The sequence below is a fragment of the Synechococcus sp. CBW1108 genome, from assembly GCF_015840335.1.
Lineage (GTDB): Bacteria > Cyanobacteriota > Cyanobacteriia > PCC-6307 > Cyanobiaceae > Cyanobium_A.
In genome coordinates, this window is sequence record NZ_CP060395.1 from 1,627,057 (window position 1) to 1,645,192 (window position 18,136).

The 18,136-nt window shown below is 54.1% G+C and carries 12 protein-coding genes; 8 read left to right on the forward strand and 4 right to left on the reverse strand.

The window, feature by feature from the left end:
* The first annotated feature begins 34 nt into the window (after positions 1-34).
* From dpdA to H8F27_RS08825, 6 genes are read left to right on the forward strand one after another with little or no spacing between them, the layout of a single operon-like run.
* Complete coding sequence (gene dpdA, locus H8F27_RS08800; protein ID WP_197147787.1) at positions 35-1,990, forward strand: tRNA-guanine transglycosylase DpdA; 1,956 nt, start codon at positions 35-37, stop codon at positions 1,988-1,990.
* Positions 1,980-3,161, forward strand: coding sequence for a DNA double-strand break repair nuclease NurA (locus H8F27_RS08805; protein WP_231596161.1), 1,182 nt, complete (start codon positions 1,980-1,982; stop codon positions 3,159-3,161). The genes dpdA and H8F27_RS08805 overlap by 11 nt, the downstream gene beginning before the upstream one ends.
* 8 nt (positions 3,162-3,169) lie before the next feature.
* Complete coding sequence (locus tag H8F27_RS08810) at positions 3,170-4,981, forward strand: ATP-binding protein (protein WP_197147789.1); 1,812 nt, start codon at positions 3,170-3,172, stop codon at positions 4,979-4,981.
* Complete coding sequence (locus H8F27_RS08815) at positions 4,971-6,761, forward strand: hypothetical protein (RefSeq protein WP_197147790.1); 1,791 nt, start codon at positions 4,971-4,973, stop codon at positions 6,759-6,761. Before H8F27_RS08810 ends, H8F27_RS08815 begins: the two co-directional genes overlap by 11 nt.
* A gap of 2 nt (positions 6,762-6,763) precedes the next feature.
* Positions 6,764-9,079: an ATP-dependent helicase gene (locus H8F27_RS08820; protein ID WP_197147791.1), complete on the forward strand. Its 2,316-nt coding sequence runs from the start codon at positions 6,764-6,766 to the stop codon at positions 9,077-9,079.
* A 6-nt stretch (positions 9,080-9,085) separates the two neighbouring features.
* On the forward strand, positions 9,086-10,270 hold the full coding sequence (locus H8F27_RS08825) for a PD-(D/E)XK nuclease family protein (RefSeq protein WP_197147792.1): 1,185 nt from the start codon (positions 9,086-9,088) through the stop codon (positions 10,268-10,270).
* 11 nt (positions 10,271-10,281) lie between these two features.
* Here the strand turns inward: H8F27_RS08825 and H8F27_RS08830 are convergent, their stop codons facing one another.
* Both H8F27_RS08830 and H8F27_RS08835 read right to left on the reverse strand, forming a co-directional pair.
* On the reverse strand, positions 10,282-11,193 hold the full coding sequence (locus H8F27_RS08830) for a tRNA-guanine transglycosylase (protein ID WP_197147793.1): 912 nt from the start codon (positions 11,191-11,193) through the stop codon (positions 10,282-10,284).
* A 2-nt stretch (positions 11,194-11,195) separates the two neighbouring features.
* Positions 11,196-13,583 (reverse strand): DEAD/DEAH box helicase, encoded by a 2,388-nt coding sequence (locus H8F27_RS08835; protein WP_197147794.1) that lies wholly within the window; start codon positions 13,581-13,583, stop codon positions 11,196-11,198.
* Between the two features lie 51 nt (positions 13,584-13,634).
* On the opposite strand from H8F27_RS08835, the gene H8F27_RS08840 reads away from it, so the two are divergent.
* Both H8F27_RS08840 and H8F27_RS08845 read left to right on the forward strand, forming a co-directional pair.
* Positions 13,635-14,270: a helix-turn-helix transcriptional regulator gene (locus H8F27_RS08840; RefSeq protein ID WP_197147795.1), complete on the forward strand. Its 636-nt coding sequence runs from the start codon at positions 13,635-13,637 to the stop codon at positions 14,268-14,270.
* Positions 14,267-16,606 carry a DEAD/DEAH box helicase gene (locus H8F27_RS08845; RefSeq protein ID WP_197147796.1) on the forward strand — a complete coding sequence of 780 codons (2,340 nt, stop codon included), beginning with the start codon at positions 14,267-14,269 and terminating at the stop codon, positions 16,604-16,606. Before H8F27_RS08840 ends, H8F27_RS08845 begins: the two co-directional genes overlap by 4 nt.
* Positions 16,607-16,661: 55 nt before the next feature.
* On the opposite strand, the gene queC is transcribed toward H8F27_RS08845, so the two are convergent.
* Together queC and H8F27_RS08855 are read right to left on the reverse strand one after the other, a co-directional pair.
* Complete coding sequence (queC, locus tag H8F27_RS08850; protein ID WP_197147797.1) at positions 16,662-17,342, reverse strand: 7-cyano-7-deazaguanine synthase QueC; 681 nt, start codon at positions 17,340-17,342, stop codon at positions 16,662-16,664.
* 127 nt (positions 17,343-17,469) lie between these two features.
* Positions 17,470-18,135 carry a 7-carboxy-7-deazaguanine synthase QueE gene (locus tag H8F27_RS08855; RefSeq protein WP_197153459.1) on the reverse strand — a complete coding sequence of 222 codons (666 nt, stop codon included), beginning with the start codon at positions 18,133-18,135 and terminating at the stop codon, positions 17,470-17,472.
* Between the last annotated feature and the right edge of the window lies 1 nt (position 18,136).

The window sequence follows — 18,136 nt, forward strand, 5'->3', positions numbered from 1 at the left end:
GGACGACTTCCAAGCAGGACCGGAACATGTGCGAATGCGGGAGGCTGAACTCGCGGAGAATCTCGTTGACGCCGAAAGGCTCTACAGCGGCCAGCAACATCTTCGGCTGATGAGGGGAGTGGAGGCCTTCCGGTCGGCATATCCCCCCAATGGAACAGGACCAAGCCTTGATCTCCATATTCTCTCCGCAGGGTATGGCCTAGTACCAGGAGACAGGCACATCGCTCCATACGAGGCCACCTTTCAAGGGATGAAGGCCAAGGAGCTGGAGTCATGGGCATCCCAACTGCAGGTGGCTGCGTCATTGCGGAGGTGTCTTGATCAACCTTATGACATAGGTCTTGTCCTCCTGGGCGACTCGTACCTCAAGGCTTGCCGGCTGGATGAGATTGAGAGAGTGGGAGGACCGACCCTGTTGTTATGCGGAAAGAATGCCGCGGGCAGGATACCGAAAGTCGCCAATTTGAAGGTAGTCATTCTTACCAATGAAGAAGCTAAGCGCTTTTCATGCGGGTTAGTTGCGTTAAAAGGTGAAATGGCATCTCGAATCCTGCATGGTCTCGCAGACTCAACACTAGACCCCTTACAACTGGTGAATACTGATGAGCTTCTGGACGAGATCTACCGCAACAATAAAGTGACACCAGGGACCCCTGGGCGGAGGGCTGCAACGCCAAAACCGGACGTTGATCAAGTTATTTCTCTACCGGACACCTGGCTCCAAAAGCCTCACAGGGAGAAGCTCAGCTACTTCATCCCAGAATGGGACGACCTGGTCGACCGTGATTTCGACTTTGGCAACGACATTCACTCAGGTGGAGGTGGAGATTGGTCAAACGAAGTCTATGCACATCAGCTGTATCCAGAACCAAACTATGATGGAATCTTGATTTCCAAAGTGGTAGCGGAAAAAAGCAAGAGGAAGAAAGAGCGCATCAATCGGCTTGGTGTACATCGTTATCTCCGTGTGCCACGCGAGTTTCCAATCATGGGAGACTGTGGGGCGTTTGGCTATATACAAGAAGCCGTTCCACCGTACAGCACAGAAGAAATTTTAGACTACTACACCCGCCTAGATTTTGACATGGGTGTATCTATTGATCATCTCATTGTATCTGCAACAGAGTCCGTAAAGCAGGAGAGATATGGGCTTACTATCGCTAACGCGGAGGAGTTCCTTAAGGAACACAGAAAAGCAAAGCTTCCGTGGACACCAATCGGCGCCGTCCAAGGTTGGGATCCCAAAAGCTACGCAGCAGCGGCTAAGGACTATGTGGCCATGGGGTACCAGTACATCGGACTGGGTGGCCTCGTTAGAACTTCAACCAGGGATATTCTTGAACTGTTGACGGCAGTTCATGAGGTGGTTCCATCCAATGTCAAGATCCATCTCTTTGGTCTGGCAAGAATAGATTCAATGAAGACTTTCTCTGATCTTGGGGTCAGCTCGGTTGATAGCGCCTCATTGCTCCGAAGGGCATGGATGGGTACAGGCCAGAACTATCTCAGCATTGAAGGTAAATTCTTCACCGCCATTCGCATTCCCGAAGCTAACAAGAGCTTTCGCGCCAAACGAATGGTCTCCGAGCGTCGAGCAAGCTCCTCAGAGGTCGAGAAGCTGGAACGGATATCACTCCATGCGCTACGCGAGTACGACGCTGGCAGAAAAAACATCGACGAGGTCCTCGATGCTGTAGAAGAGTATGACCGCCTAATTACACCAGACCGAGATCCAACAAGAACTCTAATACGAGAAACACTAGAAGCCGCCCCCTGGAAGAGATGCCCTTGCGAGATCTGCAAACGCGATGGCATTGAGGTAGTGATCTTTAGGGGTAACAACCGTAATCGGCGCAGAGGATTTCATAATACTTATGTATTTTACCGTTTGCTTCAGAAAGTATTGGCTGGTGAGGCTGTGAGCTTCAAACGCAAACCGGACCAGCTGAACCTGTTTGGCGAGCCGGGGGAGATATCGGATGAGGTTTGATGTGCACCTCCGTAAGACGGTACAACGTCAACTTGCTTCCGTTGCCCAATCCATGGCTGATTGGGATTCGCATCAAAGCAATGTCGATATTCAAAAACGCCTTGCCTCAGCGATTCGCCCCTTTAGTCATACAACACGTTGGACGGGATACTGCGGTGGTGTTGATGGTACGGGCGACTTTCCTGCGATTTCCTATGCCGACTCCTTCGTGTACGTGAGCGTGGCGGCAGGAGCTCTTTACCGGTCGGACCCCGTGAGTGGCCTTAAGGAACTCGAGCAGGAGGCAAGTCCGTTGGTGGAATTCACCTGGCTGACATCTAGCCACCAGCAGCGCCAGAGTGCGCTGTTGGCTTCATTTGAGCAACTGGTAGGGACATCGGTGGACGATGTACTTCAGCATTCTGACTATGCTGATCTTGGCTCTTCAAGTGTGGAGAAGCGCAGGATTAACTCACTGATCATCCCTCCAGCCTATGACGCTGGAAATCTGGGCATACAATTACGAACCACGGCAGAACTGGCCGTAGCTCTTAAATTGATCGAATCGGCGCCCAAGGGGACGCTAGTTCTTACCGATGGCACGATGTCGCTCCCGCTTGCGGGCCGCTCGAAGCAGAGCCTGTTCTTTGAGCATCTGCGCCGCTATTGCTGCGTTCGAGCACGGGAGCGGGGAGTGGTCTTCGCTTCTCTCTCGAAGTCGAGTGGCTTACCCACTGGAATCAGGATTGAGGATGCAGCTAAGGCCGCTCTAGGAATCAATGAACCGGAACACTGGTTCGTAAGAGTACCCACGAAACAGCTCGACGACTGGAGTCTGTTCCCAGATGATGGTCCGCAGGTTCCTCCGACGGGAGCGGTGAGCTACTTGGTTCGCTTGCACCGCAAAAGCCCGGTCATGCGGCTCGACCTTGATCAGCAGTACTGGCAATCCGCAATTGCCACAGGCGACGTCGAGAAGAATGAGCAAAAGCTGTTTGCTTCACTCGACTACGTGAGCCACGATCAGCGTTCCTATGGGTATCCTTATCCCATCAAGGCAGCTCATGATCGTGCTTCTCTCACAGAACACGAACGTACAGTGTTGCGTCAACAACTTGTTGAGTCTGCCGTTCAAGCAGGCATATCTCGAGATGCCTTTCGTGACCCTTCTCAAATGACCGGGCATCGATAGGAGGCAGGATGGCATCACTCGAGCAACTTGTAGAGATTCTAGGCCAACGGTTTGGCGTGTTAGCTGAAAGCAGCACAACGCAGCTCACCGTCATCGCTCAGAACTCTGATGTAGCGATTGGAGACCTGTTCCTATTGCCGTGTCGACGAGGACCAGATCGCTTCTATGTGTTCCGGGCAACCGAGTATGCCAATGTCCTGAATCGAACGATCGACATCGGCGACGTCGCGCGCAACAAGTTGACGATGCCTGACTCCTATTTTTCTGAAAACCTTGCTGAAGAGCAGCTGGTGGAGTTACGAGGTTTGATTCTGGGCTATGCGCAGCACGATCAGGATCAAGACGTCTGGCTGTTCTACCGGCCTAGACGCTTGCCACAGCATCTTACGGATGTGTTCCGAGTTGATCCAAGCCGTGATGCATGTGGCCACGTCGTGGGTGAACTCCTCAGGTCTCAACTGGGCTCAGCTGGCCTCCATATCGGGAATCTGCTGGCTGGAGAGGACGCTCTGACATCAGTACCGGTTTATCTACCGATCGCTGCATTGGCACATCACCTGGCTGTGTTTGGCAGGACAGGCTGTGGTAAGAGCAACTTGATCATGACCCTGCTCCACGAAGTGCTTCGCCACAACTTGGAGGTTAACCGGGGGCAACTGATCGAAAGACGAGCATCCATCTTTGCGATTGACCCACACGATGAATTTCGGACATGGCACTCCAATTCGGGAGGGGCGGATGGCATCAGAGGACTAGTCACTGCTCTTTCTGAGGGCGAAACAGAAGAGCTAGCAGCCCCTTTCTACTACCTGACCTCTCGCGATGTCCTTGATGGTCCGCTGGAGGCCCGGGTAACCCTGTCGAGAGCTGATATCACGCCCGATGATGTCGTGAGCATCATGGACTTCTCCGAACAGCAGGTGGCGTTCGCAAGACAGTTGTTTGGTGAGCATGGGGAACGGTGGATCGGACGGCTCTTTGCAGGGGACGTGGATGACCCGAATGGTGACGAGGGGGGAGCACAGTTCCTTCCGGGAAGCATTGCAGCGGTGGAACGGCGCATGGGTTTCCTCGCCCATGGCGCGACCCGCTTGGTGAGCAGGTTTGATCCAGACGCAGGTCTGGCTTATCAGTCCAAGTTGCCTGACATCCTGTCCTCACTCGAGCGAGGGCGACTGCTGATCGTGGACACGACTCTCCTAGGCGAACTCGAGCAGTTTTTGCTAAACACGATTGTCGCCCGTACACTGTTTGCTATGCGAAGAGCACTCCGTCTGGCCGATACCCCAGAGCGCCTGCGGCACGAGCTGTTTGGAGTCCTCGGAGTAGATGACGAAAACGGACGCATCGGACAGCGGACCCTCGCTGACTCTCTATGGGAGCGCATTGAAAATGATGACGTTCCGTACCTTGATGGTACAAGGGTTCGCTCACCCGATGAACTGCCAGTCGTTCATATTCTTGTTGAAGAAGCGCCGAGTGTTCTAAACCCTGTACGAATGAAGTTCGGAAGCGTCTTCCGCGACATCAGCCGTCAAGGTCGAAAGTTTGGCATTGGCCTGGGGTTAGTTAGCCAACAGGTTTCGGAGATCGATCGGGGGATTTTGACGCAGGTAAATACGCAGCTTACAATGGCACTAGGTAATGCAGATGAACGACGTGAGGCTGTGCGAGTTGCCTCTACAGATATCGGCGGCTTTGCCCAGGAGCTACAAGTCCTTAGCCGCGGACAATTGGTGATGTCTACCAGTCTAAGAGATGTAGCTTTGCCTGTACAAGTTGCAAGTTATGAGGGGACGAGAAGTAGACATGGCTGGTGAACGTAAAGGACTAACCTACGAAGCTATTGTCAGGATCGCGCTTGACAAACTTGCCACACAGACTAAGGATTCACGCAATATCTTCTGGAATGCAAAGCCTGCTTCAATGACCATTGAGCCAGACTTTACTATTGGCCAAGAGGCTAATTCACCAGATGCAGTAATACTGGTAACGCATAGTGGCTCTGCCAAAGATTCTGAGAAGAAGTTCTGGAGGAATCTTGGAGAGCTCGTCGAGGCTAAGACAAGGCTTCTAAAGTCCCCTCTCGTCTACTCAATTGCTTTTGACTCAGTCATCAAGGAAGATCTCAAGCAGATACAGGCCTGTGCATTTGATGGCCAACTTGTAGTTGGTGATCACGCCTATGGATCAGCACTTCTAAGTTTTGTCTCGCAGTTCCACAATAAACTACCAAAGGACAAGGACGACAAGGTTGATGCAATCAAGAATATAATATCAGATCGCGACTATTCTGATATTCTGAATGCGATCCTTCGACTGTCTGAACATATAGCAGACCTGCTAATTGGCCAAAATGACGACCTCCAAGGAGCATGGGAGCTCCATAAGAGTCACGTTGCGGGCCGGATGCCAATGGCGCATGATTCATTAGTTAGACGTGGCATGCTCAAAGCAGCTCTTCTTGGAGAAATACCGGACCATTCAAAGCCAATGTCGAAAACGGCAACACTCATTGCGCAACAACTTCGACTGGCGCGTAAGGAAGATATCGCTACTCGCTCGATTGTAGGTTCGCGATTAGCTGACAAAGACCTGGTCTGGTTATCAAGGTCCAATCTAAATGCGATTGATGTCGCTAGGCTTGTTGAAAAGTTTGGGACTCAAGGATTCCAACGTCAGCTCATAAAGCTAAGATCTGTAGCACTACTTCCTGAGTTCTTGAGATATACACAGGCAAACCGATCAAAGCTCATTACTCCAGAAGGGATGAAAGCTGCTTTGCAACAGCTTCATAAAGATCCATCTGACGCACTCTCGATCCAAGACGGAATTCCGTCCCCATCCACTGTCTGGATGTATGACTTTATTGCAGCAGTTGTAAAGGCTCGTTCAAAACGAGCGCAAGACTTCGGCTACTCCACGTTCGCGAAGTCACCGGATCCCAAAGGAAGAATGATAGGCAATATGGATGTCGGCACATGGTGCAGTTGCTTCATGAACCAGTATTTTAACCGGAGTCCTAATTTTAGTGCCCCACCTGCTGCAATTGAACATTGCGCATCCATTCTTGCAGGTGCCCTTGCATCTGGTGATCCAGCCGAACTCAGGGGACCTATCGATGAGATCAGAGAACAATATATCAATAAAGAACTTGAGGTGGGCCTGCTTACTCATCGCGGATTCGATCCAGTTGGCTCGCTTATTATTGAAGCTCTTGAAGAGGCAGGTCTATCCCACCAATTAGAAACATGTCCAGGTATTTTTGCAGAACGTGCAAGATGCGATGGCCGCATCAGCAATCAACGCTCAGGTTCGACAACCTTGCTACGAACTAAGAATACATTGGTCAACTGGCAGTCTGCACATGACTCTCATACCAATGACAAGCGAAAGGAACTATGCGGTCGCATATCAGCAATTCGTTATTCCTGGAACCCCGTAGAAAGCAGGTGCACAAAAAAGGAAGGAATAGATAAGTTTATCTTAGTTGTTGACGGAACATGGTGTGAGGCCGACTTGCAAGCACTTGCAGCTTCTGGTTGGGACGAGATCTACTATCCAGACGAAGTGGCAATCCTTATTAAGGCAATCGTCTGACCATGATTACTCTTGCTGATCTCATTCGAGCTGTCTCGAGCTTCCGCCCTCCACCGGACTCACAACAGTTTCAAGCTGTTAATAGCTCCGCAAATACTGGTCTTTTCATCGTTGCGGGTCCAGGAACAGGCAAAACAGCAAGTATCACACTTCGAATTCTTAAGTTGGCGCTTGTCGATGGAATTCCACCTCGCGGTATTCTTGCAACGACCTTTACGAAGAAAGCAGCCGAAGAGTTACGCTCTAGAATCCTGGGTTGGGGGTTTAGGATCATCGATGCGTTAAGGGAAGATAAAACTCTCTCACTAGATCAAGCTGCATTTCTGGGCTCTATCGATATCAATCAGATTCGAACTGGAACAGTCGATAGCCTTTGCGAGCAACTCCTGCGTGAGTTTCGAGCACCAGGTACACAACCACCAGTACTTGTCGATGACTTCGTCAGCAAGACCCTCATGCTACGGGAAGGAATGTTTGGTGATGGCCGGTATCAGAACAATGATCTAGACGCATTCCTACTTGATCTCCACTCAGAGACGGGCAGTAGGTACAATTTCCACGCCGGCACTAAGTCGGCAATCGTCAAACAGATTTGGGAGAGGAGATTCCAGGATCAAGTTGATTGGCACAGCTTCTCAACCCTAGGCCCAGCCGTCGAGCAGCTAGCCAGAACAAAGCTGGAGGAAGCACATAGTGCCTATGAGTCAGCGTTGTCATCAGCGGGCTTGGTTGACTTCTCCCTGCTGGAGAATGAAGTACTCCAGCGGTTGAAGGCTGGCCAACTCACCGAGTTCACGGATCAGCTGCAAGTTGTGCTGGTCGATGAGTACCAGGACACCAATCTCCTTCAGGAAGAACTTTACTTTGAGCTAGCCAATGCCTGTGGCGGGGCTCTCACTGTTGTTGGAGATGATGACCAGAGCCTCTATCGATTTCGTGGAGCAACTGTTGACCTCTTCAGAGACTTCCCCACTCGCTACAATCAACGGTTTGAAGAAGAGCCAGAGCAGGTCTTTCTTGCCAACAACTATAGATCGAGTAAAAGTATTATCTCTTTCGTTAATGGATACGCAACCCTGGATGCGGGCTACCAGGCCGTGCGTGTTTCTGGGAAGCCACCCTTGGCACATGGCCCCAAGGCTCCAGACGGGATCCCTGTGCTTGGCATGTTTCGCGACACACTTGACCTCCTGGCTACAGATCTTGCTGCCTTCATCCATGACGTGTTTCGTGGCACTGGCAGCGCAGTCCCTGGCGGCCGCGTCAAATCTGACCCTACTGGGGGTAATGTTGGAGATTGTGCATTGCTCTGTAGCAGCCCTGCTGAGTACTCCGCATCCGACAGGCCACGGCTTCCCTTGCTTCTCCGCCAAGAGCTAGCTTCGCTGAATCCTCCAATCGATGTTTTTAATCCGCGTGGAGAAGAGATCGCAACAGTCGAAGTCGTTGAGCGCTTTGGAGGCCTGCTCTTAGAAGCTCTTGATCCTGGTGGGGTGGTCCAAGGCCAGACGAATGGAATCTCCCTAAATGCCCAGCAGGTTTTTACCGTTTGGAGACAACGAGCTATAAATTACACCCAGGATCCCTCAGCACCTATGGGTCTTTTGGCCTATGCGCAAGGGTGGGCGAATCGAGACCCTGCAAGGAATGGCTATCGATGGCCTGGTAGTACTTCAGTAATTGAACTAGTTTACGGACTCGTTCACTACTTTCCTGAACTTCATGATGACCCTGAGGGCCAGGTCTACCTCGAGGTTTTCACCCGTCAACTTGGTGCCTGTGCACAAGTTGGCAAGTTTGATGGTCGGGTTGTTGCTGACCCCTCAAATGTAGATCTTTCAGATGCATCTATTAAGGAACTGCTACGAGACTTTCTCTCTCCCATTGCCGATGGGGTTGTGGGTGTCAATGAAGACCTGATGGAGTCATTTCCTAGAAATCGCCTTTCTGTTCTCTCAATTCACCAGTCAAAAGGTCTTGAGTTTCCGTTAACCATCGTTGACGTTGGCTCTGATTTCAAAGACTTGCGATCTCCAAAATTCAAGCGTCACCCAGACGCAGGCTCACCAGCTCACAGGATGGAGAATCTGCTTCGCCAGAACTCCGCCCTTGGCGTACCAACACGGTCAGAGGTTAATCGAGCATTTGATGACCTCTATCGCCAGTTCTTCGTCGCCTTCTCTCGACCCCAGGATGTTCTCCTGCTTGTGGGGGTGACACCCACTCAACCTGGAGGCCGTGTTCCGAATGTTGCGACAGGTTGGGATAGAGACGGAGTCTGCCGATGGGCAAGGAATCTTCCATACCAGCTGATTTAACCTGCCATGCCCCTATCCATCCGTCCCAAGGTCTATTCACTACCGTCTTACAGCCTCACAGGGGATCTGCTGGGCTACCTTCGCTGTGGCCTTCAGTACCGTTACAGCAGACTGGGTAAACTGCCTCCATCCCGCCCAGTACAGCAGTGGTTTGGTGAGTATATCCATGGGGTGCTTGAGGAAGCCTTTCGCCGGTTCAAGGAATCTATTGATAATGGATCTCCATCCCTACCTCCGTGGTCTCAAGATGAACTTCAAGACATTCAGGCACTGATCAAGAAGCGACTAGAAGCAAGAGGGCTGTATGCCTGGAATGGTGAGGTTGAGCGGCTTGGCTCACGCCGCGGAGAATCTGCAATTCAGGAGCTCGGGCCCCACCTATTCCCTCTCATCCATAGAGCAGAGGTGCGCCTGACTGGGGCCAGACTTCTTCCCGAGATAGACCCTCAATTCCAATTCAGAACGGCTGACCGCTACGAGGTGGTTGGTGTTGTCGATGTGGTCACTCATATTGAGATTGATGATCCCGCATTGGCGGGGAATCCGATCGTTAGCTACCTAAATCAAGCTCTTGGGGAGGGGCTTCCTGACCAGTTTGAAATCATTGTTGATTACAAGGGTATGCGACGTCCGCCTGTGAGCTCAGCTGGTTCTGGCTCCTTATGGACGCAGTATCAGTGGCAGATCCAGACGTATGGTGAGCTCCGTCGTGTCCAGCCAGATGCCCTTCATGTTGCTGGAGGCGTCTTGCTCTATATCAATGAACTTTCGCCTACTAGAGGTGACCTGGAGCGTCTCAAGGCCGAAATCGCCAGCGGTACTACTGACGTGCCACCTCCGCCAGGTTCAGCGGATGAGTTTGCCATGAGGAATTGGAAGACCCGCGATAAAAGCCTACCTAAACTTTCCTTCGGCTATCGTCTCTTACGGGCACTTCGCGTCGTGCCGATTTCGCCACAATCAATCAAAGTAGCACTTGAAGCCTTTGACGGAGTGGTTCAGGAGATCGAGACTTGCCGAGGGAGAGAAGCCAATGGAGGCAGCGTGATCCAATCTTGGACAAGGAACTCAAACGAGGAGAGCACGTGTGTGGTGTGTGACTCCCGAACGTATTGCCCCAATTATCAGTCCCAATACTCCTCCAAGCATGGTGGCACTGAACCTCGACTACCAGGCGTAAAGGATACGTAATCGATTGCACTTTACGCTCCTACCAGTCCAGTATGAAAGTACATGCTTGAACTAGAAAGTGGCATGCTTGTGCGACTTGCCGTGGCCAGATTGCACAGGGCCAGGTGCAGCCGCTCCAAGGGAGAAGGCTCGACGAGGGCCGAATTCTTGGCTCCCCAGAGCTTTCCATCAGCAGCAAGCTTGACGTAGGAGCTGGAATCGACGGACTGCACCCCCCGTTTATAAAGCTGTTCGACAATGTCCGGTTGTCCGATGCCGAACACGTGTAGTGGACGGTCTTCTATAGCCTCTCGCACCGCATCCACGATGGCGAACAGGTGCTCCCGATCAAGCATGCGAGGAACCAGGCCTCCGATCGCGTATCCGTCGAACTCATGTGGGGCAAGCGCTTTAGCGCAGGTCCGGTAACTGTCAACATCCCATCCCTGCACGCAGGCGTAAAGCACGAGATCACGTCGACGACGGTTCTCGAGAGCCCAGAGTGCATTGGCGATGGTTAGAGCAAGCCTTCGCTTGGCTTCCCGATTGGCCATAGAGGGGGGGATCGGAAAGTCAAGAGTGAAGGCGATATCCGCGTGAGCCTCTTGGAACTCAAGCACCTCCTTGGGATGGAGTGTCTCCGTGCCCTCCTCAAACACCCGCTCGAGGATGCCCAGTCCTCCTCGCATCCGCACTTTGGCGTCTTTGAAAAGAGACGCAAACCCACCCGAGTCGATCATTAGGGGCAGATTAGGCCGCTCCTTCATCTGTCTCGCGTAGTGAAGGCTTACCATCACTGCCGGTGCCAGACGACGAAGATAGGGCCGAACCAAGTCATCGAGCGGGTACTTGTCCCCGAATGTGGTCACTGGTACGTAGGCCGGAAACGGAACGCAACCGTGAGCTGTTTGGATCTGGGCAGGTGCTGAGGATTCGGTTCCCATGTTCAGCGCCCCTCAAACCAAAGTTGGAAAACATCAAGTCCCTTTGTGGTGCCCGGAGTGCTTTGGAGCAGCTCGCGGAGCTCCAAGAGATCAGGTTCCTTTCTGTGGAGCCGCACCGCAAGCAGGTGCTTGCAGTGGTTCCCTTTGGCGAAGTCGGCACAGTCGCATTGAATTGGTCTTTCGGGATGAGCGACGATCCGGTGTGGTTCAAGACCTCCACTCACCTCGTACTGATACCTACGCCGAAGTGTGACCTTGAGCTCAAGCGATCTGCGGAACCGATAGGGATCAACGATTGAAGGCCAGTCAGCACATGACGACTCTACGTATTCTCCTGACCTCATTTCACGGAATGCGAAGGCCGAACGTGTCTTGATCATTTCAGTTGCCGCTTCAATCCATTTCTTGGCTCGCTCGAGGGATACCCCACGGACCATCGCCACTTCCTCGGGCTCGGCGATGCAGAGGTCATCAATACTGCTGATGCCCACCTCGTGGAGCCTCCGTGCCAGTGTGCCACCAACCCCGGGCAGAAAGGTGAGCGTGACGGCTTCCTCATCGATACCGTGAGCCACCATGCTTGTCAAGGCGCGCACACGCTCCTGCAGCGTTGCTTCCTCCTCAAGCGGGATGCGCTGCTTCTCCTCGTCTTCGCCATCCTTCGGTGGAGTGATAACCGCAGTGCCTGCCGTCAGAATGCGTTCCAGGTTTTCGGTCAGGCGTCGAATCTCGAAGGTGTAGCAGCCATACTCCTTGGCGACTGACTCAGCATCTCCGCTTCGTGTCCATGCCCGGGCCACGAGTGCCGTCTTCACGCATGACAGCAAACGACGCCCCTTGCATCGGAGATGGGCCGTCGTACCTGCTTTGTCTCTCGAAAGAAGCGCTGAAGGTTCTGCAGATAGTGCGCTTGCCAACATCTCGAGGTCTTCGAAACCGGCCGGGATCAACGGCTCGCAGTCAGGTGTGTCTGTACAGAGCAGAAGGAGATCAAACAGAGTCAACTGATCCCGATCTTCTCCCAACAAGGCTTCCGATAGCCGCAGCGCGGTGTCTGGGCTCAGCATCTGGCGAACGGCAATGCGTCCGAGCCGTGTTGCCCGCAGCGTGAGCTTGTCTCCCCCCTCGTTTGGGGTCTCGATGAGCATCTGCGAGTTCAGCATCTTGTCAATCACAAGGCTGATCTTTGGAAGAGCCCTTTGATGATGAGCCAGGCTCCCAGTGAAGACCCGATCTAGCTGGATGCGGGTCCGTGCCATCCCACTGGCCACTTCGGAGAGAATCTGCTCAGCGACGGCAGCCTCATGTCGCAGCCCTGACATGATCCGCTCAAACATTCCAGCCAGGTAGCGGCCTGTTTTCTGGCCCCAGCTCGGAGCAAGGAGCACCACCTCCCCTTGCTCGTCGAATCCTCGACGACCCGCCCGACCTGCACGCTGCCAAACAGTGTTCACGTCCAACGGGACAAAGTCGTGTCCGTCAAACCCCTGGAGGTCGTACAGCACAACCTGCCTTGCTGGAAGGTTGAGACCCATTTCCAGAGTGCTTGTAGCGACGAGCACCTGCAGGCATTTTGCCCGGAAGCGTCCCTCGACCTCATGCCTCACGTCGGTTTGCAGACCAGCATGGTGGTGTCTTGCATTCAGCCCCCCTTGACGCAGGTGTTCCGAAAGCTGTTCAGCTCGCCGGCGGCTCTGCACGAACACAAGGCTCTGTCCACCAGCCGCTACGCATTGACGTACCTGCTCCTCGAGGAGCCCCGGCTTGTCGGTGGCCTTCTGAAAGCTGACAACCTTCCATTCCAGGGGCAATGGTCGCCAGTCATTCCGATAGCTGACTCCCCCAAGCCAGTCAGCCAGCTCATCAGCATTGCCCAAGGTGGCAGACAGACCCACGATGCGCGCATGGGGGTTCAATCGACGGATACGAGACAGCGCGCCCTCAAGCCGTGCACCACGGCTCGGATCCCCGAGCAGGTGGAACTCATCGGCCACGATCAGGTCAACTGCGGGGATCCAGGCCCAATGACTCCTCCAGTGGCGCGTGCAAGCGTCCAGCCGTTCCGGGGTCATGATCAGCACGCTGGCGCGCTCAAAGGGGACCGGATACCGCTGCCTCCCTCCGTACTCCCCTGTAAACACACCGATCTCATGCCCGGAGAAGCTCCGCTTCCATCGTTCGACAAGCTCATTGGCCAAGGCTCGAAGGGGGGTGAGGTAGATGGCACGTCCACCCCGCTCGATGGTTTCGGCGATCGCCCTCTCGGCGAGCCAGGTTTTGCCGGTCCCAGTAGGAAGCTGAAGCACGCAGCTGAATCCGCTGCCGAGCAGATCCCTGTCTACGACTTCCTGCTGGGCCGGATTCAGGCGGGCCGCTGGTTCCGAGATCATCGCAGTCCTTCGCATCGAACGCCTCTCAATCCGACTGACCACTAGCCTAGTATGCGTGAGCCGGCTGGACGCCAAGGAAGTGCCAATAAACATGGCGTGGAACGCGCCGAGAGCGGTTTGCTCTCCCGGAACACCCGCTTCCTGCTGTGGAAGCAGGAGATTCCACGAGATCAGTGGGGCACCTGGCTGGAGGCCCGGCTCAGTTGGTCGGCCACTCGAATCAAGCAGCTCGTGCGGGGTCAACTTGACGACAGCCGACTTGGGTACGAGGAAGTCAGCGAACTCTCAGGCCTGTTCAGGATGAACGCTGACGAACAGGAGCTCCGCTACCGGGATTTGGTCACGGAACGCTGCGACATCCTTCGTGAAAATCTGACGTTTCTGTTCGACAGCCTGGAGCGAGGTGGCAAGAAGCTGCTGGCCGAAGCTCTCAGTATTGATCCCACCACTGTGTCCCGTTGGCTCAACGGGTCTTTTGCGCCGAACAATCTCACGCTTGCCTCGCTAAGCAATTACTTCGGGCTCCCCCCTGGTACGGATCTAACTAAGGATCCCATTTTTCTTTCTGTTGATCCAGTCGCCGAAGCAGAGCAGCGCCAGTGGGTGGCCAACCATCTGAAGGAACTCTCAGCAGAGGAGTTTCGTTTGCTCTATCCCGCCTTCCGCCGGCTCCTTGAAGACCGATGAAGCGTTTCAGTGCTGGAACCACAGGCGAAGCTCCAGCGGCGACTTTGGCCTCCGCGAAGAGGTTACGAGTCTCATGCAAATGGAAATCAGTGATTGATGTTTGTACGAAGGGGAATCCGCTTCGCCCTGTTCAGGCCAAAGCCCTTCTTGAGTACCGGATGCTGGATAGCCGGCGTCACATGGTCGTCTGTGCTCCGACGAACAGTGGGAAGTCATTGATCGGTAATCTCGCGTTGTTTGAGGCACTCCTGGCGGGCAAGCGTGCCGTACTCCTCGAGCCTCTGCGCTCTCTTGCCCAAGAGAAAGCCGATGAACTCGCTGAGCTTCTTGTCCCATTGAGCACTTCCCTTGGGAAAGTCAACCTATGTCTGACAACAGGGGATTACAGGCTTGAAAACTCCACCTTCCAAGATACCGCCCCTGATCGTGGCGAATTGGTCATCGCCACTCCTGAACGGTTCGAGGCCATTCTTCGTAATCCAGCCAACCATCCTTGGGTGGACTCCATTGGCTGTGTCGTTGTCGACGAGGCGCACCTAATCGGGTCCCCTCGGCGTGGCCCAACGCTTGAGTTATTAATTGCGACTCTTCTGAGCTCGACGTTACCACCCCGTCTCGTTCTGTTGACGGCTACAGCTGGCCAACCTGAACGCTTAAGTGAGTGGCTCTCGCCATGTGATCTTGTTCAAGAACATTGTCGAACACCTCCGCTCAGCACTGAAGTGTGGAGCCTGGACGAGGCTGACGATGTAGATACGGTTCTGGCACAGTCGATTTCTAAGACGCTAAGCGATCCCTGTGCTTCTGTGCTCATTTTCGTCTTTAAGCGAGCATCAGCGAACGCCTTGGCTGTGTTTTTGCAGAAATCCCTCGGTATTCCTGCCGGTGCATATCACTCTGGGATGACGGCAGAGCAACGTCGGGAGGTACGCCATCGTTTTTCAGATGGCCGACTCCGCTGCGTTGTGACAACGTCTGCGTTAGCGATGGGCGTGAATCTCCCCGCAACCCACGTCTACGTTCGAGACACCACATTCTTTGGTCATGGCGCCCTTGGCGCGGACGAAGTCCTTCAGATGGTTGGGCGTGCTGGCCGCGGTGATCGTGCTGGGCATGCGGTAGTGCTGCTTCGTGCCAGTGATACCTGGACAGGCCTGGAGCTTGCGAACGCTCTGCGAACACAAGATCTTCCACGCTTACGGTCTGCCTTTGACCCTGTTTTCACCAAGCGCTCTGTGCCAGGTCACGAGGACGACTCTGGTGTAGCAGCACAAGCTATTGCCTCTTGCCTGAGCCGATGTGGAGAGAAGGGTCTCAGTTTGGCTGATCTCAACATCATCCTTGGCAACTCCTTGGCAGGACCTGCCCTCACCCGTCGAATAGAGCCTGCCCTTCGCTGGTTAGAAGATCCTGCTCGTGTCCTGGCGTACTGCGGTGAGGACCAGAATCACCACCTGACAGTGCTCGGTCTTCGTGGCGTTCGCTCAGTGCTACCCCTGGGATACGTTGCAGGCCTGGGCCAGCTTGTACGCGACTTGATGTGGTTGGATCCAACTGATCGAATGCTGTCCCAGTGGTCAGCCCTCGATCATCTGCTGGTGATGACTTTGCTCAGTGACAGAACACCTTGCCTGCGCCGCTTCAGTTCCAAGCTGGCCGAGCAGATTGACGGATGGCATGAGAGCCGGATCCACCTTGATAAGTCACTCTTGTTCCGTGAGTGGATTTGTGGAGCTGAAGGCTCATCAAGACCTGATGAGCTCTTTGGATCCCTCGGCCTCTGTTCGAACCACCGAGAAAACTTGGCTTCTTCACACCATAAGAACGCATACCTCGCGATGCTTGGTGCGATTCTGTTGGACGAAAGGTCTCGCGGTGTCCCAGTTATTGATCTAGAGCGAAGATGGGGGATTGCGGGGCTTGAGGGCATGCAGGAGTCTTGGAGAGACACAGCGTTATGGCTTCTTGCGGGTCAGGCGCAGATTTTTGAGCTCCGAACCTTCTACCATCACCTCGTTGAGCATTGCGAAGCCGACCGCGAGCGTATTCAGCGAGTGAAGAAACAGCTGCGAATCATTCGCCATCAAACCTTCGATTTGATGGAACGGATTAAGTATTGCTCTGCACTCGGGCCTCTGATGCGTGGCGTGCGAGGCATGCTCAGCTCAAGCACTTCCCAATCAGTGGGGCCTGGCACCATCAAGAGGCTTGAAGAAGCTGGCATCCTCACCTTCGCTGACGTCGCTGCTCTCGATGTCGAAGCGATGGTGGATCTTGGAGTTCAACGCCGCTACGCAAAACAAATCCGTGCCTATGTACGACGACGTCTCAGATAATCATTGTCTCGCTGACAGTTCGGAATACACCCTTCTCTCAGATACAGAAGTTAGGTCAGGTTCCGCTGCTGGTCAGATCGGGGCGACCAGCTTCCCGTAGGGCCTCATCGCGGATACGGCAGCTGTCGCAGACACCACATGGATGGTCGCCACCCGCATAGCAGCTCCAGGTGCGTTCGGTCGGCACCCCAAGCCGCAATGCCTCTTGCACGATTCGGGCCTTGTTCCATTGCACCAATGGAGCCCATAGCAGGGGAGCTCTTCCTTCCCTCCCTGCCTTGCTCGCCAGTTGGGCAAGCTCCTGGTATGCCTTCAAGTAGTCCGGACGACAGTCCGGATACCCCGAATAGTCGACTGCGTTGAAGCCCAGGATGATCCGCTCAGCACCTCGGGCCTCAGCAAGGCTGAGAGCAAGCGCAATGAACACCGTATTGCGGCCAGGGACGTAGGTACTGGGGATACCTCCGCCGAGTACCCCTTCAGCAGGCAGTGACTGCTTCAAATCGGTCAGGGAGGAGCCACCCCATGCGGAGAGGTCCACCGAGATGGTGACATGTTCAACGAGCTCAAGCGCGTTGGCCAACTCGGCAGCGGCTTTGAGCTCACGCCGATGTCGCTGCCCGTAGTCGAAGGAGAGCCCGATCACACTCAGCCCTTCCTCGCAGGCCAGTGCAGCCGCAGTTGCGGAGTCAAGCCCACCGGAGAACAGGGCAATGGCTTTGGGCTTGTCAAGCATTCTTCCGCGCTTGCCTGTGACCACGCCCCATCATCGCGTGGCGACCCGCTCGATTGCACACAATTCCAGGCCTTTTGGTGCTTGGTTGCCCGCAAAAGTTCAAAGTGAACGTTCTGTGTCTATGCGTTCACAAGATGCCCAGCCATTTATGGGCTTGCAGGCTCAGGCGCCAGGCAGGGTGGCTTTTAACGAAGTCGATCGAGAGCCGCAAACCTTCAGAGCTTTCCCATCCAGGCTGGAGGAACAACTTGGCATCGCCATCACACCTTGAGTGAATCGTGGATTCAGCCATCAGGAGCGCAAACTCCAAGTCTGCGGGTTCATGCACAATGACCTTTAGCTCGTGACACGCATCAAGCAGTTCCTGCCGCGGGGGCGCATGGCGCTTCGGGGAAAGCGTGATCCAATCAGGTGATCCAGAAATTGGGTCAACGCCACTTGTTTCGAGATGGATCGGGAGTGAAGTGGCACTCCGAAGCTCGCTTGCTAGCGGAGCCAGGTCGTGGTGCAATGGTTCTCCGCCGGTGATCACAATAAACGCGGCTCCATTCGCTTGTGCGTGGTGTGCTTCTCTTGCTGTCTCAATAAGAGTTTGATGGGGGTGTAGGTCTTTCGGCCATGAGTGCTTGGTATCACACCAAGTGCACCCGACTGTGCATCCCCCAAGTCGGATGAAGAAAGCACTTCGACCTGCATGAGCTCCCTCCCCCTGCAGAGAATGGAATGTCTCAACGATCGGGAGTGACCCGGGGTTTATGCCTTCATTCTTGGCATGGCCATGCTTTGTAGACATA

Excerpts from the sequence above, each read along its gene's own strand:
- H8F27_RS08815 (WP_197147790.1), top strand. The coding sequence starts at position 4,971 with ATGGCTGGTGAACGTAAAGGACTAACCTACGAAGCTATTGTCAGGATC.
- H8F27_RS08825 (WP_197147792.1), top strand. The coding sequence starts at position 9,086 with ATGCCCCTATCCATCCGTCCCAAGGTCTATTCACTACCGTCTTACAGC.
- H8F27_RS08820 (WP_197147791.1), top strand. The coding sequence starts at position 6,764 with ATGATTACTCTTGCTGATCTCATTCGAGCTGTCTCGAGCTTCCGCCCT.
- H8F27_RS08830 (WP_197147793.1), bottom strand. The coding sequence starts at position 11,193 with ATGGGAACCGAATCCTCAGCACCTGCCCAGATCCAAACAGCTCACGGT.
- H8F27_RS08810 (WP_197147789.1), top strand. The coding sequence starts at position 3,170 with ATGGCATCACTCGAGCAACTTGTAGAGATTCTAGGCCAACGGTTTGGC.
- queC (WP_197147797.1), bottom strand. The coding sequence starts at position 17,342 with ATGCTTGACAAGCCCAAAGCCATTGCCCTGTTCTCCGGTGGGCTTGAC.
- dpdA (WP_197147787.1), top strand. The coding sequence starts at position 35 with ATGCGGGAGGCTGAACTCGCGGAGAATCTCGTTGACGCCGAAAGGCTC.
- H8F27_RS08840 (WP_197147795.1), top strand. The coding sequence starts at position 13,635 with ATGCGTGAGCCGGCTGGACGCCAAGGAAGTGCCAATAAACATGGCGTG.
- H8F27_RS08805 (WP_231596161.1), top strand. The coding sequence starts at position 1,980 with ATGAGGTTTGATGTGCACCTCCGTAAGACGGTACAACGTCAACTTGCT.
- H8F27_RS08855 (WP_197153459.1), bottom strand. The coding sequence starts at position 18,135 with ATGTCTACAAAGCATGGCCATGCCAAGAATGAAGGCATAAACCCCGGG.
- H8F27_RS08845 (WP_197147796.1), top strand. The coding sequence starts at position 14,267 with ATGAAGCGTTTCAGTGCTGGAACCACAGGCGAAGCTCCAGCGGCGACT.
- H8F27_RS08835 (WP_197147794.1), bottom strand. The coding sequence starts at position 13,583 with ATGATCTCGGAACCAGCGGCCCGCCTGAATCCGGCCCAGCAGGAAGTC.